Source organism: Tunturibacter empetritectus (assembly GCF_040358985.1).
Lineage (GTDB): Bacteria > Acidobacteriota > Terriglobia > Terriglobales > Acidobacteriaceae > Edaphobacter > Edaphobacter empetritectus.
Genome location: NZ_CP132934.1, coordinates 1 through 17,209, shown reverse-complemented (window position 1 = coordinate 17,209; position 17,209 = coordinate 1). Strand labels below are relative to the sequence as shown.

The 17,209-nt window shown below is 54.2% G+C and carries 19 protein-coding genes; 7 read left to right on the top strand and 12 right to left on the bottom strand.

Translation table 11 applies throughout. From position 1 onward, the window contains the following. The first annotated feature begins 1,418 nt into the window (after positions 1-1,418). Positions 1,419-1,859: a nuclear transport factor 2 family protein gene (locus RBB75_RS21085; RefSeq protein WP_179640732.1), complete on the top strand. Its 441-nt coding sequence runs from the start codon at positions 1,419-1,421 to the stop codon at positions 1,857-1,859. 61 nt (positions 1,860-1,920) lie between these two features. Here RBB75_RS21085 and RBB75_RS21080 read toward each other — a convergent pair whose 3' ends face one another. The 3 genes from RBB75_RS21080 to RBB75_RS21070 form a co-directional block, all read right to left on the bottom strand. After that, positions 1,921-2,520, bottom strand: a complete 600-nt coding sequence (locus RBB75_RS21080; protein WP_179640733.1) for a hypothetical protein — start codon at positions 2,518-2,520, stop codon at positions 1,921-1,923. Positions 2,521-2,815: 295 nt separating this feature from the next. Then, positions 2,816-3,352: a hypothetical protein gene (locus RBB75_RS21075; RefSeq protein ID WP_179640734.1), complete on the bottom strand. Its 537-nt coding sequence runs from the start codon at positions 3,350-3,352 to the stop codon at positions 2,816-2,818. Between the two features lie 16 nt (positions 3,353-3,368). Beyond that, the gene (locus RBB75_RS21070) at positions 3,369-4,571 is read right to left on the bottom strand and encodes a MobA/MobL family protein (RefSeq protein WP_353070548.1); all 1,203 of its coding nucleotides are present in this window, start codon (positions 4,569-4,571) and stop codon (positions 3,369-3,371) included. A gap of 230 nt (positions 4,572-4,801) precedes the next feature. Here RBB75_RS21070 and RBB75_RS21065 point away from each other — a divergent pair, with 230 nt between their 5' ends. After that, positions 4,802-5,167 (top strand): hypothetical protein, encoded by a 366-nt coding sequence (locus RBB75_RS21065; protein ID WP_353070547.1) that lies wholly within the window; start codon positions 4,802-4,804, stop codon positions 5,165-5,167. Between the two features lie 7 nt (positions 5,168-5,174). After that, complete coding sequence (locus RBB75_RS21060; protein WP_353070546.1) at positions 5,175-5,729, top strand: MarR family winged helix-turn-helix transcriptional regulator; 555 nt, start codon at positions 5,175-5,177, stop codon at positions 5,727-5,729. Here RBB75_RS21060 and RBB75_RS21055 read toward each other — a convergent pair. Next, on the bottom strand, positions 5,665-5,931 hold the full coding sequence (locus RBB75_RS21055; protein ID WP_179640723.1) for a hypothetical protein: 267 nt from the start codon (positions 5,929-5,931) through the stop codon (positions 5,665-5,667). The genes RBB75_RS21060 and RBB75_RS21055 overlap by 65 nt on opposite strands. Before the next feature lie 133 nt (positions 5,932-6,064). Between RBB75_RS21055 and RBB75_RS21050 the strand changes: the two genes are divergently transcribed. Continuing rightward, positions 6,065-6,841, top strand: coding sequence for a hypothetical protein (locus RBB75_RS21050; RefSeq protein ID WP_353070545.1), 777 nt, complete (start codon positions 6,065-6,067; stop codon positions 6,839-6,841). Between the two features lie 120 nt (positions 6,842-6,961). On the opposite strand, the gene RBB75_RS21045 is transcribed toward RBB75_RS21050, so the two are convergent. From RBB75_RS21045 to RBB75_RS21025, 5 genes are all read right to left on the bottom strand, one after another. Then, positions 6,962-7,267: a hypothetical protein gene (locus RBB75_RS21045; RefSeq protein ID WP_179640725.1), complete on the bottom strand. Its 306-nt coding sequence runs from the start codon at positions 7,265-7,267 to the stop codon at positions 6,962-6,964. Then, entirely contained in the window at positions 7,254-7,535 is a 282-nt protein-coding gene (locus RBB75_RS21040) for a BrnT family toxin (protein WP_218884936.1), read from the bottom strand. Before RBB75_RS21040 ends, RBB75_RS21045 begins: the two co-directional genes overlap by 14 nt. Before the next feature lie 343 nt (positions 7,536-7,878). Further along, entirely contained in the window at positions 7,879-8,781 is a 903-nt protein-coding gene (locus RBB75_RS21035; RefSeq protein ID WP_179640727.1) for a replication protein RepA, read from the bottom strand. Between the two features lie 100 nt (positions 8,782-8,881). Beyond that, on the bottom strand, positions 8,882-9,112 hold the full coding sequence (locus RBB75_RS21030) for a hypothetical protein (protein WP_179640719.1): 231 nt from the start codon (positions 9,110-9,112) through the stop codon (positions 8,882-8,884). A gap of 3 nt (positions 9,113-9,115) precedes the next feature. After that, a complete protein-coding gene (locus tag RBB75_RS21025) occupies positions 9,116-9,769 on the bottom strand; it encodes a ParA family protein (protein ID WP_179640736.1) in 654 nt (217 codons plus the stop codon). A gap of 354 nt (positions 9,770-10,123) precedes the next feature. On the opposite strand from RBB75_RS21025, the gene RBB75_RS21020 reads away from it, so the two are divergent. Next, positions 10,124-12,520: an Ig-like domain-containing protein gene (locus RBB75_RS21020; protein ID WP_353070544.1), complete on the top strand. Its 2,397-nt coding sequence runs from the start codon at positions 10,124-10,126 to the stop codon at positions 12,518-12,520. A gap of 15 nt (positions 12,521-12,535) precedes the next feature. Beyond that, positions 12,536-13,270, top strand: coding sequence for a HEAT repeat domain-containing protein (locus RBB75_RS21015; RefSeq protein WP_353070543.1), 735 nt, complete (start codon positions 12,536-12,538; stop codon positions 13,268-13,270). A gap of 106 nt (positions 13,271-13,376) precedes the next feature. Here RBB75_RS21015 and RBB75_RS21010 read toward each other — a convergent pair whose 3' ends face one another. The 3 genes from RBB75_RS21010 to RBB75_RS21000 all read right to left on the bottom strand — a co-directional run bounded on the left by RBB75_RS21010 (position 13,377) and on the right by RBB75_RS21000 (position 15,869). Further along, positions 13,377-14,315 (bottom strand): tyrosine-type recombinase/integrase, encoded by a 939-nt coding sequence (locus tag RBB75_RS21010; RefSeq protein ID WP_434557162.1) that lies wholly within the window; start codon positions 14,313-14,315, stop codon positions 13,377-13,379. Between the two features lie 8 nt (positions 14,316-14,323). Beyond that, a complete protein-coding gene (locus RBB75_RS21005) occupies positions 14,324-14,842 on the bottom strand; it encodes a hypothetical protein (protein WP_353070541.1) in 519 nt (172 codons plus the stop codon). Positions 14,843-14,924: 82 nt separating this feature from the next. Next, complete coding sequence (locus tag RBB75_RS21000; RefSeq protein WP_179640730.1) at positions 14,925-15,869, bottom strand: helix-turn-helix domain-containing protein; 945 nt, start codon at positions 15,867-15,869, stop codon at positions 14,925-14,927. Between the two features lie 123 nt (positions 15,870-15,992). Between RBB75_RS21000 and RBB75_RS20995 the strand changes: the two genes are divergently transcribed. Beyond that, positions 15,993-17,209: alpha/beta hydrolase (locus RBB75_RS20995; RefSeq protein WP_353070540.1), on the top strand; the 1,217-nt coding region annotated here is incomplete at its 3' end.

The following is a 17,209-nucleotide window of genomic DNA, read 5'->3' as shown; positions in this document are numbered from 1 at the left end:
ATTGATTCGATCGTTTCTTCTCGATCAGCAGCCACCGTTTCCTGCGTATGAGAGTGACAAGGACCCACGCCCTTTGATCAAGCCATGAGGATCACGGAAACCAACTGCTTTGAAATTTGCAACCAGAGTCGACGCAACTGAAGCTGGCAGCCAGCGAAGGAAACCTGCACACTATTCTGTTCTCCCGGCACGACGTGTGGGTCTGCGAACGCTCCATTCAGGAGATCGAGAGAGACTCTTTCCCGTCAAGCTTGCTAATTCGAACTACATAGGAGACGTAAAGTGTCCGACGAACTGATTTCCCTACCTTATTGCAGTTGGCCTTCTGGCGGCCCTCGCCCTCTGGGTGCCAATGCTCAACCTGCTCCATCGCCACATTAAGAATTACGGTACGCGCAAAACGCAAAAGTGACCGGCGACTGTCAAAGCGTCATGGCTTTTTGGATTCATAAACCAAGGATCGGGATGGCCGCTTCCAAGCCATACGTCTTGAGGCGATTCGGCTCGACAGCGTCTTTACCTCGCGTACAAAAGCTATCTCCAATTGTTATAAGTGTTTACACTTGGCCAAACAGCATTTTGTTTGTCTCTGGCGAGGTGGCATACATGGCAATCCGCAACCGCGTGTTCTCAGCGATAGGCCTTTCTTGTGTGGTGCTATTTCAGTTGCCTGGCATGATGGGGTTCACGGCTTCCGGACAGCAACAGAAGCTTATAAGCTGCAAACCCGCAGCTGAGAGAACCCAGGCGGAGGGATGCTGGATCGTCGCGAACAGGCCCCTTAGTAAGCTTCCCACGGAAGTGTTTTGGACACTCGATGCCTATCCCACCCGTGAGAGCGCGGAAAGAGCCAGCACAGTCAACAGCGCCGTAGTCGAGGCTCTCGGCAAGACCTGGCTCTTCACAGTAGGGGAGAAACCAGCGTCTCCATCGCAGGGCTCTCGGATCACCCAGATCGGACCTCTGCCCGTTAAGCCGGATGAGGTTTACACAGCCCAGTACATGGAGGGGATTCTTGAACCTGGCTCAGTGAGCCGCACACATGTCCATTCTGGCCCAGAGGCGTTCTACACGGAATCCGGCGAGTCTTGCCTGGAAACACCAGAGGGTAAGCAGATAGGGCGTAAAGGAACAGATGTGATTGTCCCAGAGGGTGTCCCGATGGAATTGGTCGCCTCCGGCTCCGAGACTCGTCGGGGCATCATCCTGGTTCTTCACTCGTCTGCCAAACCAGCAACCACTGTGGTGACCGATTGGAAGTCTAAAGGGCTTTGCAGCAGTGCGAAATAGAAGCTCAGCACTCTGCCGGATCCGAGGGGCTAGCGGAGCAGCCGAAAACGCGGTTGGAACGAGTGCGGCGAGAGACTCTTGCCCAGCTATACAGGCAATGGAACGATGACCATATCTAGGAGCCATACATGCGATCACTCATAACCTTCGTTATGCTCACGTTTTCTTTATCGCCACTCGTCGCGCAAGTTGATCCTGTTAGCGAAGTGATGTCGGTCCGGGCCGGAATCGGACCGGCCATGCGCGCAAAAGATACTGCCGCACTCGAAAAGATCTGGTCGCCGCAGATGAAGGTGAACAGTCCAGGAAACACCATCATGGATCGCAGCACTGTCCTCCAGCTTCTCAGCAAAGGCAGTATTAGATACAGCGCATTCAAAGACATTGTCGAATCAAGCTCAGTATTCGACGGCTTGGTCATCCTGATGGGACATGAGGAGCTGACGGAAGCAGTCGGTCCAGATGCGGGCAGACCGAAGATCCGCCGCTACACAGATGTATGGCAGCGAAATCCGGAAGGGGCTTGGATGCTGATCGCACGGCAAGCCACATACATCGCAACGCCATAAACCTGAGAACGCACTTCCTTGAAAGGGATCTCTTGCTTTGGAAATCCGGTCCGCAGAATGGCTATCTTGTCTCTGCGAGCACCCGCTTGAGGCTCGGCTTCGGCTTCTCTTCGAATGCCGTTAAACACATCCGCGACTGAAACCACAGATATCCCGGCGTCGGTCCAAGCTCCTGGTAGTGGTCGTTGAAAAATGGCTCTACGCTCGCGCCCTCTGGCACAGGGTTCGGGAAGTTGTGCAGGATCGCCTCGAACACCGGTCGCTGATGCGCGATCACACCCGGGTCATGTTCGTTCCAGTACGCGGCTGCGATGCGGTCCGCGCCAAACTCTATTGCATACGGCTTTGCAGTCTTCTCCGTAATTCCACGGCAAGCCTGGAACCAGTGTCCCAGCTCATGCACAATCACCCAGTGATGGACGCCGTCTTCAAACTCTTTCCGTGCGATCTCCTCCGTCGCATTGGGCCCCATGAAGTGGTAGAACATCTGGCTCTCTTCCGGTTTCAGCAAACTCCATGCTGACGTTCGAAGCGTATTTGTCTCGGGATCGTAGCTGCCAAATGAAGGCACGTCCTCAACCATTACCGGAGGCACCGCAATCGAGCAAGTAAATCCAGCATCCTTCACCGATTGCACAAACGCATCACGTAGCGCGGTCATCTTAACGCGTGTCTCTTCTACGTCCGTTTTTTCTCTCTGAGCCTGTGCCCATCCGTTCATGCACAGACCAAAGCACACCACTCCCACCACAGCCTTTCTTATCCCCATAAATCCTCCCTAATCGCGGATTGCCTCATCTTTACACAGAGAGCGTTCCCTGAAAGTCGGTGTTGTCGACAGCTTCAATTTCTCCCGCCGTCGAGGCTGTGGGTTTGTGGGACGAGCGCCCTTGCTCGTTCCAAGTTCGCGCTCTTTGCGAACGTCAAATCCATAGCCTGCTTTCCTTCGAAGAGGGTTACGGTGCGCTGGGCGCTGCCGCGGCATGGCTGCCATGATGGGCTTTAGTTGAGGGAATGGTCGCCGGCTTCGCATCGGGTGCTTGTGCCGGCAGGGCGATCTGCTGCTGGATGATATCGAGCCTGTCGTTGACCTGGTTGAGGTCCCGGACGAAGAAGTAGTAGCAACTGAACACGCCGAGGATGATCCCCATGAGGACCATGATGGCGACCGCAGTCCAACTCTGCATCTTCGACTGACTCCGTACCTCTCTCATGGCATCGCGGGCCTGAGTGGTCGCATACTGCAACTCCCCGATCGGCACTCTAAGGGCATCCTCGATAGGCCCCTTGAAGTCGCCCCTGATCGAAGCGCGTATTCCCGCTTCGATGTATTGGCCGGTCTGCTGGCTTAGAGTTCCTGGGAGTTGCCTCAGCTCCGCGACGGCGGCGGCAAGCGCGGCGGTCTTCGCGTCGAGCGCTGCCTCGCGGGCGGCCATAGCCTGCGCCATCTTCTTGACCATGCCGTAGAGCGCGATCGCTTCATCGTCCGCCATATTGCCTCATCTCTCCCTACCGCCCGATTCCAAACCCACGGCTATGCTCATGCTCAATTTCAATTTCTTTCTCAGGGCGCGCAGGCGAGATCTCCTGGCTCCGGCTGAGTTCCTTTTCCTGAAGCGCCCTGGCCTCGGCCTCCATGCGTTTATCGAGACCGGCAAGCTGCGCATCGAACGACTCCCGCATGGCGATCCTCTGATCCAACCCGGCCAGACTCTTCTCCAACTGTTCCTCAGATGGAGGCGACGGAGATCGGGCCTGTTCCTGCTCCTTGAGGGATGCGGTGAAAGGCAGATTCTCCTGCTTGCCCGCCCCGAAAAACGACTCGACCCGATCCACCACGTTTCGCGCGAATTCAGTCGTCCGCTCTTTGACCTCGACGGCCAACTCCCGCGCCTTCTCGATCAGCTTGTCGAGAATGCTGACCTCGGCATCGCGCCGCTGCTCGATCCGCACGACCTCCTGCTCGGCCCGCTTCTCCAAATCCTGCACAGCAGCCGCCTGGTCAAGATGCGGCGCGGGCAACTCCGCCCGCATCTGCCTCTGCTCGGCGATGTGGGCAAGCCGTTCCAGTGCTTCCGGCCCATCCCCACGCAGCGTCTTCTCTTCCACCAGCGCGGCGAGATCCTCGCGGCCCTGTTCGGCCCAGGAACGGGCATCGACGCGAAGCTCGATGCCAGCCTTCTGCATCGCGCCGTTCATCATCTCGACCCACTTCTCCCGAACCTCATCGGGCTTGTTCCGGTCATTCCACGCAGGGTCTTTCTTCGCTCCATTGCGCTTAAAGAAACGATCCTCGGCCAGCCCGCGCGTCGACGCATCGACGGCCCGCTCGGAGAACATCAGGTGCATGTGCGGCTGCTCGATATTGTCTTTGGCGAGTGGAGTATGGACGGCCATCGTGTACGCGAACCGGTCGCCCAGCAGCTCACGCGTAGCCTCCCGCGCCAGCTCCTCGCGCTGCGTCGGATTCAGCTCACGCGGCAAAGCGATCTGCAGCTCCGTATACGTGCGGCCATTGGCGCGCTCGTGAGCGTCGGCGGCTACCCAGAACGCATGAGGATCAGCCTGGGCGAACTCCGGCATATTGCCGGACTCGACCAACTCGACGCCGCCGCGCTGCTGGTACTGGCCTTCGCGGGCGATGTACTGCGCGTGCGCCGCCGCTGGCGGTGCCTTGCTCGACGACTTGAAGGAGACGTGCACGATCGCCATGTTGCGGCCTTTGCGGTTGTTGCTGCGGTTGTCGTTGTCGCGGCGGTTGCGGTTGCTTTTGCTGTTGCGGTTGCTCTTGTAGCGGTTCTTGCCGTTGTTGTTGTCGTTGCTGTTGCTTATTCTTGTCTCAGCTCGCTGAGACCGCGTGTAGTTTGCGTAGCAAACTAGGTATCGCGCATTAGTTGTTTACATGCTCTTGCTACGGCTTGCCCTAAATTGTATGCTGAATCATGCCTCCCGCCAAGCCCAGAACCATTGAAGAGCTCGAAGCACAGAAAAAAGCCATCAAAGAAGCGGCTGCTGCTGAGATCGCCGCCTTACGCAAAGCCACGGCGGATAAGATCGCGGGCCTAAAGGCCAACGAACGTCGCATCCGTGCGGAGACCATTCGTAATCAGAAGAAACGAGAGAATCACGCCAAGATCGTGCTTGGCGTGGCGATCATTCACCAGTGCCAGACTTCTGAAACCTCTGCTGCCAAGTTCAAGGGCCTTTTGGAAGACTTCTATGCCGATTCTCCCGAACGGCTCACGGCCGCTCAGTATGGACTCACCCTTAGAGTCAAGAAGCCGGCCAATGATGCGGAACAGGATTAGCCGAACAGTGACCCAGAAACAGGTAAGTACCAGTAAACCGGTATTAGCTCTCGAAGAAGAGACTGGCCGATTTCTAGCTGCCTGGATGCACGTCCGCCAGGTGGTGCAGGCTGCCAACTTTAACCGTTTTCATCGTGCTGGGCTGAGCGCGACTCAGTTCATGATCTTGAACGTCATTTCGGACGAAGGGTTAAACCTTACGCAACTTGCGCGAAAGCTAAACCTTAGCCCTGCCTCGCTGAAGATTACTGTCGATTCGCTGGAAGATCGAGGCTTGGTCCTGCGGCGAAAAAGCGATAAGGATGCCCGTAAGGTGGACATCCTGAACACAAAAGAAGGAACGCGTCTCAAGAACACCGCTTCTGGTGAGTTCCATCGCTTCATGGCCGAACTGTTTACGGCGATGTCTGGAACCGAAAGACAAGGTCTACTAACCGGTCTGGAGCGGATGGTAGATCTTAGTCCGCTGCAGAACGGAGACAATTTGCAGGAGCTGACTACTCCCCATGCTGATGCCGCTCCTCAGGCGAAGCGTAGTTCTCGGCGATCTGTTGCGGGGTGATCTCGATAGTGCTGTTTTGCTGAATCATTTCTGCGATGTCGTCATCGGTCTTGCCGCGCTTGCGCAACGACTCGATCTCATCGCTGATCATGCCGACGAAAGCCTGGATGGGAAACTGTTCCGGTCCAAGCCCGGCGGCCGAACGGAGAGCTTTCTGGGCTTTGATGGCTTCTTCAACGGAGTACATCTTGGGTTCGCTCATGTTGGCTTATCCTTTCGTACTACGAATGAATAGTAACACGAAGGGAGATCGAGTTTCATCGTAAAAAGCCTACAGCAATCAGGAACAGGACTGGTGTAGCGGCAAAGAATGGCTTATTGGTGTCTAAGTACACATGAAAAGCCCACTCTGGCTTGCGATCCTTTTTGTGAATCCGGCTGCCTGGTGTCAGCAGGTGGAACCGAGTGAACGTCCGGTAGATCATTTTCAGGTGGAAGGAGCATCCAGACTCGCCGCGCTCGCTAAACTCGGAGCGCTCACCAACACCACTTTGCTAGTTGAAATCGACCGCTTACAATTTATGCAAATGCCGGTTTTTGTGACGGACAGCCATTCGACTGTTGGTGCCTTAATCCGTCGAATCATTGGAAAACAGGGCCTGTACACCATCCGGAACGAAGGGGCTTTGCTGATCATTGCCGGCGCAAAGGTGAGAAACCGTGTGCTCGATCTGCCGTTAGGGCATTTCACCTTCAAAGGAAGTGCCATCTCTTCTCTGCATCCGCTTTTGGCTTATTCCATTCGTGTCGCAACCGGTTGCCGCGTCCAAGGGTATGGCTGGGCCGGCCCTGCAATGGATCTCAATATCCCTGCTATAGACCTTTCTCATGCCACGTTCGAGAAAGTCGTTGCGCGAGTGGCTGAGGCACCGGAAGCTTCTATGTGGATCGTAGAACCAGAATCCAGTTCGACGGGATGCATCGATGATCCCGCTTCCCATTGGCAGGTCGGGCTCTATGGCTTTGGTCGCCTCGCCGGGTGTCAAAGCCCTTTCCAAGCGTCCGTCGGGCCTTCTTTTGTTGCTCCTTTTCTACCTGAGCATTCCTTTCCAGGCGATTGCCGAATGTCCCTTTCGCCTACAGGTTCGGACATCTCACCTCCACACCAATAAGTGTCTCCGTGCATGCCAGATCGTCCGCTAGCGCACCGAGCCATGGAAAAGACGGCAAAAAGCCGCCTTGGAAAACGCCCAAAAGCGTTTCCCACTTTCCGCACAGCTCCGGCGACGGGTCTACCTTCCAGCTCTCATTTCAGCGACCGCTTCCTGAATGGCCTGCTCAGGAACACCATGGGCCATGAGCCTGCGGCTGAACTCCTCGACGGTGCTGTCCTTAGCCCGTTGCGCTTCCCTCTCGGCCAGGTGCTTGCGAAGCCCATTCGAGATGTAGGCGCGGATAAGGGCCTGGTACCCTCCAAAGCCTAGTGAGGGAGCGACCTCTTTGAGATCCTCGATGACGTGATCGGGCAGCCGGAGAGAGATCAGGGTCATGGGTTTGTCGGGCTGCATGTTGCGCTTAATCCGTTCAGTCATTTTCATAGCGTCTCCTTTCCGCCGGTTCCGCAAGACGTGCGGAGATGAGGCGGAGCACATCACCTTCTCGGATTACATGGACGACATAGAGCAGCCGGTACTCGATCGTCAGGCCGATGCATGCCTGTCGTGCCTCTTCCTGAGGGCTGGCGTCCTCGTAGCGAGCCAGAGGGTCAAGGAAAGCCTCTCGGGCCTGCTCGAAACTAACGCCATGCTGTGAGGCATTGCGGGAAGCTTTGTCGCTATCCCAGACAAAGCCTTGCCCGTCCAGCATCGAGTACACGTCCATATAGCTAGTGTATATACACTGCTCGTGGGCTGACTACTACTTTCTCAAAATCAGATATTCCATTCAGGTGAGCTTTTAGGCTGGCGGGTTTGGTCGTTGCCGCTTTGGAAATTCACAAGTTAGGCATCATCGACTACAGGAATATAGAAAACTACATGCTTTAACTACAGGCTTCCATTAAGCAACCAAATTTCGGGACCGTTTCACCGTAGTTGTGGGACCGTTTCACCGTAGAAAAGTCGGAGATAAGAAAAACAGCGGGACCGTTTCACCGTGCAAAACAGCCTAATTTCACAGGTGTTCTGTGGATATTTACATTCCTAACATCCTATTGAAGACTTTGGAGCGGCTTGAACTTTGTGGGAGGAATAGCAGTCCTGGAAGGATGGATTATGAGGCCGGCCTTTGTGCTTTCGACTTTCATCGCTGGATAGGCGAGCTGCACTTTCCTCAAAGTGACGATAACCTTCTTTTTGAAGTCCCGCACTTCACTGTATTCGGCTCCCATCTGCGCATGGAGACCCTCCCAGGGAACGGTTCTACTCTTCCCTTTTCGAGAGGCTGTAAACGTCGTATAGGTCAACCAGGCGTAAAGGTCGAGTGCCAGAGGAGATCGCTTGAGGGCTCGGAGGGCTCTGACGTCGACTGGTACAGGTGCCGCAGTAATTGCTTCGTAAAACTCCTCGCCGAGCTTTATCCAGCTATCCCACAGGTTGTCTTGGTTGGTACGAGCAGGGTCGAACCAAAACTCGGCACGGGAGGCAATCTTCATATCGACCCAAGCCCGATGAGTCTCCAGTTCACTTTCAAAGCTAATTGAGGCACGAACAAGACGCTCGATCTGAGATGTTAGCCGTTTTGCATCGCTTCGCTTCCCTCCCCCAGTCCTTGGGCTAAGTCCCACCGCTCGAATGAAGGCATCGAGGCTATTCCCCAGCCTGATATGACGACTTTTATTCTGGGTGGCCTCCGTGACGATCCAGAAGAGTAGCAACCTCGGGATGGTCCCGTAAGGGTAGAGCGCTTTGCCAGTCTTCCGATCCTTGAAGGGATCAATGACTAGGGTAAGGTTGCCGTTTGTTCGCTTCCAGAGGGGAACGTCTCCGGGATCACTGTGGGGTAAGGTGCACTGCACAAGCTGACGCGCCATGTACGCTCGTTCCACTGCGTCAGGGTTCTGTCGGATCTCCACGGCTGCGTCGAGCAGCTTGTTGAGATGCGTATCAGTCATTAGCTACCATCGCCTGCCCAAGCAATATCCACAGATCGGCAAACCAGCCATATATTGTGACATCTGTTTTACTGTTTTCATTTTTTCGTTATTTCGTTCTTTAACCACGGCGCTCGCGCAACATCTTGAATCCCTCCTGCAACAGGTCTAGCATGCTGATTCCCTGCTGCGACGCATAGACCTTGAACTCGCGATGAAAGTCCGCCGGAACTTTGAAATTGAGTGGTTTGAGCGATCCGGGTTCGGATTTCTCGAGGTTACCAATCGTTAGGTCGACAGCTGGTGGTGGACCCTTACGAGATTTTTTGACGGGTGGGGGTACGTTTGCCATGTCCTAAGCTGCCTTTCCCTTCTGCATTGTCGTGATGAGGTCAACGATTCCCTGCGCTAACTCGTCACTTCGCCGGTTGAGCGAGGGAAACCGGGTCTCGGTAAGCGACCGGCCCTCGTCCGAAGCTCGGCGGTAAGCGGTCTTTTCCGGTAAACTTCCGGCCAACACGCGATATCCGGCCTGAGTAATGTAGTCTCGTGCTTCCGCAATCTCGGATTCACTGTCGCCAACCCGAGAAAGAGCGAAGGCGATTTTAGGAGCCGTAATTTCTCTTTTTCGCAGCTCATGAGCGAGCAAGACAGACGGTTCCAAATCGTCCAGCGAGAGACCGGTAGGAAGGATAGTGAGTAACGACGCAGTGGCAATCTTTAGAGTACCTGCCGTGGAGTGTGGCGGGCCGTCCAGAATCAGCAGGTCGTAATGGCTGCCAATCTTTAACGCCTGTTCGACGGTTCCAAAACGCTCAACCGGAACCACGGGTTCGATACCGGCTTGTAACCGTCGAGACTGCCAGTTAAAGCTCGTGCCTTGAGAAACGTCGAGGTCAGCGATTTTGACGGTCCAACCAGCCAGCGCATACTCGCGAGCAACGAGTCGGGAGAGGGTGCTTTTGCCGACCCCTCCTTTTTGCGAAACCATCCCAATGATTAGAGCCATGACGTAACGATAGAACGAAAAAAGGCCTTCGTGCATTCTTTCAATAACGATTTCGTTCTAAGTGAATCTGCCAAGATACCTCTCTGCTAAAAGAGTGCGGGCGCTGTTTGGCGTTTCCACACCAAAATCGTACGTTTAGGGTCACGAAAACTTATTGCTCTAGAAAGCCGCCGCAAACTTTATAGAACGAAATCGTTCTTTCTTTCCTAACGGATCAAGTCTTCATTGGTATTCGTCGATCGTGATATTTAGCAGTGCATCCTAGATTATTTATTGACGCAGAGAAGTGTTCATGCCTATACTTCGCTGGAAAAGGTAAGTAGATCTGCCAGCTGAGGCTACCTTATGAGGCTTGTGGGACGTCGTTCACTTTTCGTCGTTTTCCTTGTTTTGAATGTATTCAATTTTTCGCGAGCCCAAGATAAGACCGCAAACCCAGACGAAATTCCTACGTTAGACCCACCAATGGCCAGCCGCGAGGTCGGTGGCAGTTATTGGCACATCGACGGCAATTTCGAGTCAGTTCTTCATATAAAAAACGTTCTGGAAACATCTGAACTGACCGTAACGCCAGTCCTCTGGATGGCAGACGGAACTGAGTATGATTTAGCTCCGATTCCATTACAAAAGGCCGAGTCGGTCAGCATAAATATAGCTCATGCCATTGCTGACGCTCCGTCCTCGATCACCCGACATGCCTCCCTATTTGGCAGCGCTGGGATCCGCTATTCGTGGAATTGGAGAGATGCAGCCATTGCCCACGTCTCGACCACTGATGAAATCAATAGTCTTACTTACATCACTCATGCGTCTGCTGCCATCGCTCCCAATCCCGATCTAACGAACATAGCAAACCGTAACAACGTAATTGAGGGAATGTGGTGGTTACATACTAAAAACGTCGTACCTTTTGTCACTTTCGTTAACACCTCGAAAGTAGACATTTCGGCACATATTTTGATCTTAAGCGGAAACGGCGATTCAGCTAAGTCAGATGACACCGTTGTCGCGGCGGGTGAGACGCAGATCGTCAAACTTGACCGACTCATTCGAGCACTTTCGGTTCAATCGGACGTTGGAGGCGTTCAAGTGTCTTACACCGGCAAACCCGGCACTCTCGTAGTTGAGGGGGGACAAGAGGACTTTGATGCGGGGTATTCCTCTTCAATACCGCTTATGACGCTGGAATATCGGCGGGTGAGAAAGATGATCTCTCCAAAAGCGGTCACATTCGCGGCGGTGGGAGTGCAAGTTGGAGTTCCTGAGGCCAGAATGCAGTTCCCCCAGGACACAACATTCCTTCCTTACTCATACGTTAGAAACTTGTCGAGCGCTTCGATGAGGCTTCACCTGAGCGCGAATTACACTTCCGCTGGAATCCATAAAGTGGACCTCGGTTCGGTTCTTGTCGGAGGAGGACAGACTCTCAGGCTTGATCTGCAGCATCGATTCTTGGGAACTCCGCTTGCTGAATTTTCAGGTGAAATAAATCTGATGTTCGACTTCGACGGAAATGCTGAAGATCTCATCGTCGAAGCGGGAAGCACAGCAAAAGACGCAACGTTCGTTTTCAATGTGGATCCAGCGCTTATTGCTCCGGAAACTGGCAAGATATTCTGCGACTGGGAAGTCGGTCATGGAACAGATACCATGTTTTCTTTTTGGAATAGTGGAACAACTGCGGAAGATTCAGAGCTTATCTTGTTCTTCAGACGTGGCTCCTACCGGTTGCCGATTCATTTAGAGCCAAATGAATCAAGGGCCATCAATCTGGCCTCTCTGATTAACAGCAAAGTTGCTGACGCGGATGGTCATACGATTCCGAATAATGTAATGGAAGGCAGTGCGCGGCTTACAAATTCCAAAGGGCGCCGGACGGTGATGGGTACGAAAGCGCACGTTTCGATCTTCAATGTGGAAACGGCGACTTGCAAGGAGCCATGTGAGGACTGTGACAATGTAGTTTCAGCGATCTTGACGCCTCCAGCTGGGAACGTCTCCGTAGGTGCGACCCTTGGGTACGTTGTCACCGCGAAGATGAAAAACGGGGAAACGTTCAATGCCAATGGCAGTACGACATTCTCCAGCTCGAACACAGGCATAGCAACGATTGCAAGCGGTGGAACTGCTTCAGGAATTAATGTCGGTTCATCTACCATATCCGCGAGAGACGAGGATACGGGAAACCCGTCATGGGCGCCTGGATCACTCTGTAACTTTCCAATACCAAGTTGCCCAGTATTTATTGCTACGCCAACTGCGCCGATCAATGTGCAGCAGTGTCCATCGAGCGTTTCGGTTGGCCCAATTACTACGATGTCTTTAGCTGCTGCAGTTCCAACGTGGCTGACAGGAATTGGCATTGTTGTTGGGATGCAAGTGCCTTCAAATCCAAACAGCAACGGTACACCAATTGGGGAGTCGCTAACTACGACATCAAATTCCTGTCCCGCAAGCTTTGGCAATATATGCACAGGGTCTTCAACTTTTTTCGTTGGTACTGGTGCAACCATGATTAATGGTCAATCATTTGCGGCGGTCCCTAACCAATTCTATGATCAGCACTATAGCGTTAGTAGTGCAAGCGAACTCGATCAAAACGGAATAGCAAGTTGTTCTGTTGCCTGTCATCAAACATATACGTGTAATGGGACATCAATCGGCACCTTTACGATCACCCGCCAGTTCACCAAAGGGGTTGTTGGACCATACGCGGTAACGAACGTTGGAGTGACCAAAACTGCCCCGTAGTCGAAGGAGGTCACCATGAGAATCAATGCTTTAATTTTCATCGGTATCTTAGTAGCAGGGCATCGGCCGCCGATCGCTCAAGCTATACAGTTAACATCAAATGATCAAGGGATCTCGTTCGCCGATTCTTTGCGCTCTCGTGGAGTTGGTACATCTCCGTCAGAACTAGGCGGCGCTCTCCGCAACGCAGATCCGCAAGTAAGGGCGCTCGCGGCGTATAAACTCGCCGAGGATCACGATTCAGAGGCAGCACAGAAGATCGAAGCCGCGCTAGTGATAGAGAAGAACCTTCAAACGCGAATCGATTTCTCTTCAGCATTATGGAGCTTAGGCGATGAGGTCGGTCGCAAGCAATTGGTAGCGATCTGCAATGACTTATCGCTACCCCCTAAGGCTATAACTGATGCTGCCAGCCATCTTCATATGATGGGACAGGACGGCAGATGTGAAAACGGTATTTTAACTCTCATTGACCGCGCAACAGAATCTTATCAACGCCTAGACCTGCTGCCTTTTCTCCCCACTATATACAGCGGAGCTTCGCAGAAAACTATTGACCGGATAGTCGCTATTGCTCAAGGCATGTTGAATGACAAATCACCAGCTGTACGAATTTCAGCGAGCCACGTATTGGCGCAAGTTGGGTCGAAGTCGTCGGCTACCGTTATTCGTGATGCAAGCATGCGTGAAACTGACCCGGTTGTGCGATCTAGTCTTCAACAGGATTTGGCGGTCTTAAGAAATAACTAACAGTGGGTGGCTTTTACGAGCACAAGATAATTTTTAGCTCGGCTGACCAGGTAGCTTTGTGGATCGTATGAGAATCACCGTTTCCGCGCTTTGTACTTCGATAAGACTAAATTCCGATGCGCTCAACTTCATCGAGCGAGATCTCATCATTTCGCCGATCATAAAGCCCGGTGGTCCGTGCTGATTCATGGGCTGCCATCTGTTGCGCAATCTCCAGCTTTCCGCCGTTCTTGAGGTAGGCTGTGATACCTGTGGCGCGGAAAGTGTGACAGCTGATCTCCGTCTTGATGCCGGCCAGGAGCGCCCGGCGACGGATCATCCTCCAGACATCGGACTGGAGCAGGGAATTGCCGGTCAGCTCGCCGGATCGGCCGCGCGTAGTGCGAAAGAGTGGACCTTTTCGATCCTCTGCGATGCCGGCCGCCTCGATGTATTCCTCGAGATAATGGTCAAGATTGTGGTGCGTCGGCATCTCGTGCTCCTTGCCCCCCTTTTCGTGAAGCCTCACCCAGCCGCGTCGCCCCTGGACAAAGAAGTCTTCAACTTTCATGGAAACCGCAGCTCCCACCCGGGCAAACGTGTAAACCATCAGACCAATTAAGGCACGATCCCTAAGCCCGGGAAGGGAAGTGATATCGATTGCGTCTATTAGGGCTCGTGCTTCGTCTACATTGAGGACAGGCGTCTTGCCCCGGCGTTGCGAGTGCTTCGGCCCGCGGACGGCGTGGGCGGGATTTACCGGAATAACCTGGCCGACCACCATCCAATCGAATAGCATCCGCAGGGCGGCGAGCCGCAGCTTCACCGTCGGCTTGGATTGAGTCTTCAACTGCAGTTCGACAAACGCCGCCACGTGGATAGGCTCCACTTGAGCGAGATCCACGATACTATGCTCGGCGCAAAAAACAGAGAACTGCCGGACCGCCTCCCGATAGGCGCGTCGGGTATTGGGATTGCGGATGTGCGAGCTGAAGAAGTCGCGTATTCGCGTTTTGGCCTCCGGACGCGCCGTAAAGACGGAGGGCAGGGAAGTAGTGCTCAACATGATTTCGGTCACGATGTCTGAACCTCAACTTCTCGGCGGTTAATACATTCCACTGGAATTTCATCGATTGGATCCCACCCTGTAGCAGCCCCGTGTTTCTGGTAGTACTCGAAAAGCGCTTGTGCAGAGAGTGGAGCCACAACCGCAAAGATGGTGATCTTTGCGTGGCCAACTGGTTCATATACATAGCCGAACCAGTCTCCTGTCGTTGGATTGAAGTCGACAGGTTCAAAGCCTTGAGGCCAATAGCTTTTTTGCTTATGCGGCCGAACGAGGAGCCAGATCTTGTGCCCTGGTGGGAGTATTCCCAAGCGGCCAGCTACCCGGAAGCACAGGCCCGGCGAAAGTTGTTTCGAGTCTCGCAGGATCTCTCCGGAACCTGGACTGGTGATCTCGATTTGATTCGCCCTGCGCTTCTGCCAAAACTTCAACCGATCAGAAGTTGAGTTCGTTAGAAGACCTACCCCGTAGCTGAGGAGTGCTCCGATCAAAGCTCCGGCTCCTAAATTTGGCCAGTCCAATCCCATTCTTATGTCTCCTATTACGCATGATAAAGGACATTATCATGCGTGAAAAGATTACCACCACTGCGATGAGCGCATCGGCGATTTAGCGCGAGTCTAAAACGACTTCAGGCGACCTAGCATCTTCTCGGAAACTACTCGGACTGGCGATTTTCCAGTCGACCGCCGCCGACTCGCGAAAACGCGAAGGCGAAAGACCGCGGCTCGCCTTAAATGTGGCAGCGAACGACGAGTAGCTTTCAAAACCCGCCATCGTGGCAATCTGGGTCAGGCTGAGTGCTGCATCCTTCATCAATCCACCCGCTACGCGAACACGTTCGCGCGCAACATATTGCCAGATCGAATTACCAACCGCATTTCGGAAGGAACGGCAGAGATGGAACGGACTGGTCTCTGAAGCTTGTGCGATCGAAAGCAAATCCATCTGTTCGCACAGATGGGAGTGGATGTATTCGAGCGCGCGGCGCACCCTCTTGTCGCCGACGCCCGCGCGATACTTACGGTCCTGCACGATCCGCCCGTCGTTCGCCAGTAAGGAAGCCATGCTGATGAAAATCGACTCTCCCACCAGCTTCCCATAAGGATGGCCGGCGACCGCATCCGCATGGATGGACTGGATGAGGTTGACGATTGTAGGAGACAGTACGCCGATGGCGGGCCGTATCTCGAAGTCTGCGGCGTTGGCCACGTTGCCCCCAGCCGCTGCGGCGAGCGATGCCGGCGTGAAGTAGAGGCAAGCGAAATCGACTGGCCGGTCCCACCATGCCTTCGCGCTCGCTCCGGCAGGGATGATCGACACCTGGCCCGCTGACAGCCCGGTGTTGCTCTGCCGTCCATCCATCACCCAGCCCATCTTCAGCGGAGTTCGATCAAGCCGCACGCCGAAGTGATGGAACGGCACTGCCGGCGTCGGGTCATGCATGGGGCCGAAGCACGACTGCTCCAGAGTGCAAAAGCTCCACTCGGCGCGCCGCGAGATCGTGTGCCGGAACCACGGCGGAACGCGGCTCAGTGTGGCGGGCCCGCTCATTTCGGGGCCGGGGAAAGACATGAGAAGAAAATAGCAGAATTCTGAGAGTCCCCAAGCATTTGTTTCCGCGAGACTCCCGGTTGCTGCTTACACTGGCAATCGAAGACAGCACAAAGGTATGCCATGACACTTCCCCGCATCGCGAAACGCATTCTCACAGCTGTACTCTTCCTGCTAGGCCTGGCAGTCTCGGTAATGGTGAGTCTGGTGGTGGCTTATCAAACGGCCAGGATAGTGCCGCGTATTGGGCTCCTGGTCGTGGTGGCGTTGCTGGTGTTCTTCCTTGGCGTTCTTCTGACAGCTGAGCTTTTGGGGAAGCTCAGCAGGACATTCTTGAACCGAAGCGCAGTTCTTACAAGCGCAGCGTTGACGCCTCTGTTTGTTCTGGGTCTTTACCTCGCCGTGTTGCGACCGATGCACTATCCGCGTGCGGTTCCGGTGGCCCGCGCCAATACGCTGTACTGGAATCTTCCGACAGGCTCACGCATTGCTTACAGCGTCTATGAGCCACCCGCAGGTGTGCCGCTCAAGGCGGATCCGATCCTATTCGTACATGGGGGGCCGGGTGCGCGCGCGTTCGATACAGACCATGCTTTTTACAGGCAGTTCGCGCAAGACGGTTTCAGGGTCTATCTCTTCGATCAGGCTGGTTCCGGCTTATCGGATCGACTGCCGGCAGCGGACTATACTGTGGAGCGTTTCGTTGCTGACATGGAGGCGATCCGTCAGCAGATTGGCAGCGAGCGGCTCATTTTGATCGGACATTCCTGGGGAGGGACACTCGTTGCACACTATGCCGCAGCGCATCCCGACCATGTAGCAAAGCTGATCTTTCATTCGCCAGGTGGGATATGGAATTGGGCGTCTGCCCCAATGGGCTTGCAGCGAACGGACGCCCAAACAAAGGAGGGTCTGCCACCACTGCGTGTATTGGCGGCTATTGTTTTATCGCATGCAAACTGGAATGCGGCCGAAAACCTCTTGCCGCAGCAAGAGTCGGGCGACTGGCAAACCGCAACTTCACCCGTTGAATTTGTAGCCACGGTTTGTAAGGGAGAACGCAGTAAGTTACCCGCCGACTTGTCGCCTGCGTACTTTGCAGGGATGAACTTATACCCCCTTCTTGTCGCCCAGCGGGAACTAAACGATAAGCCTGAGATGGATATTCGAGCACAGCTCGGCAAGCTGCACGTTCCCGCTATCGCGCTAGAAAGCCAATGCGACTTTGTGCCCTGGTCGCAGCAAGTGGAATACAAGAAGTCTATTTTCGGCTTGCATGAGTTTTACTTTGCGGACGCGGGTCATTACATCAATTTCTCACAACCAGATAAGTTGACCGT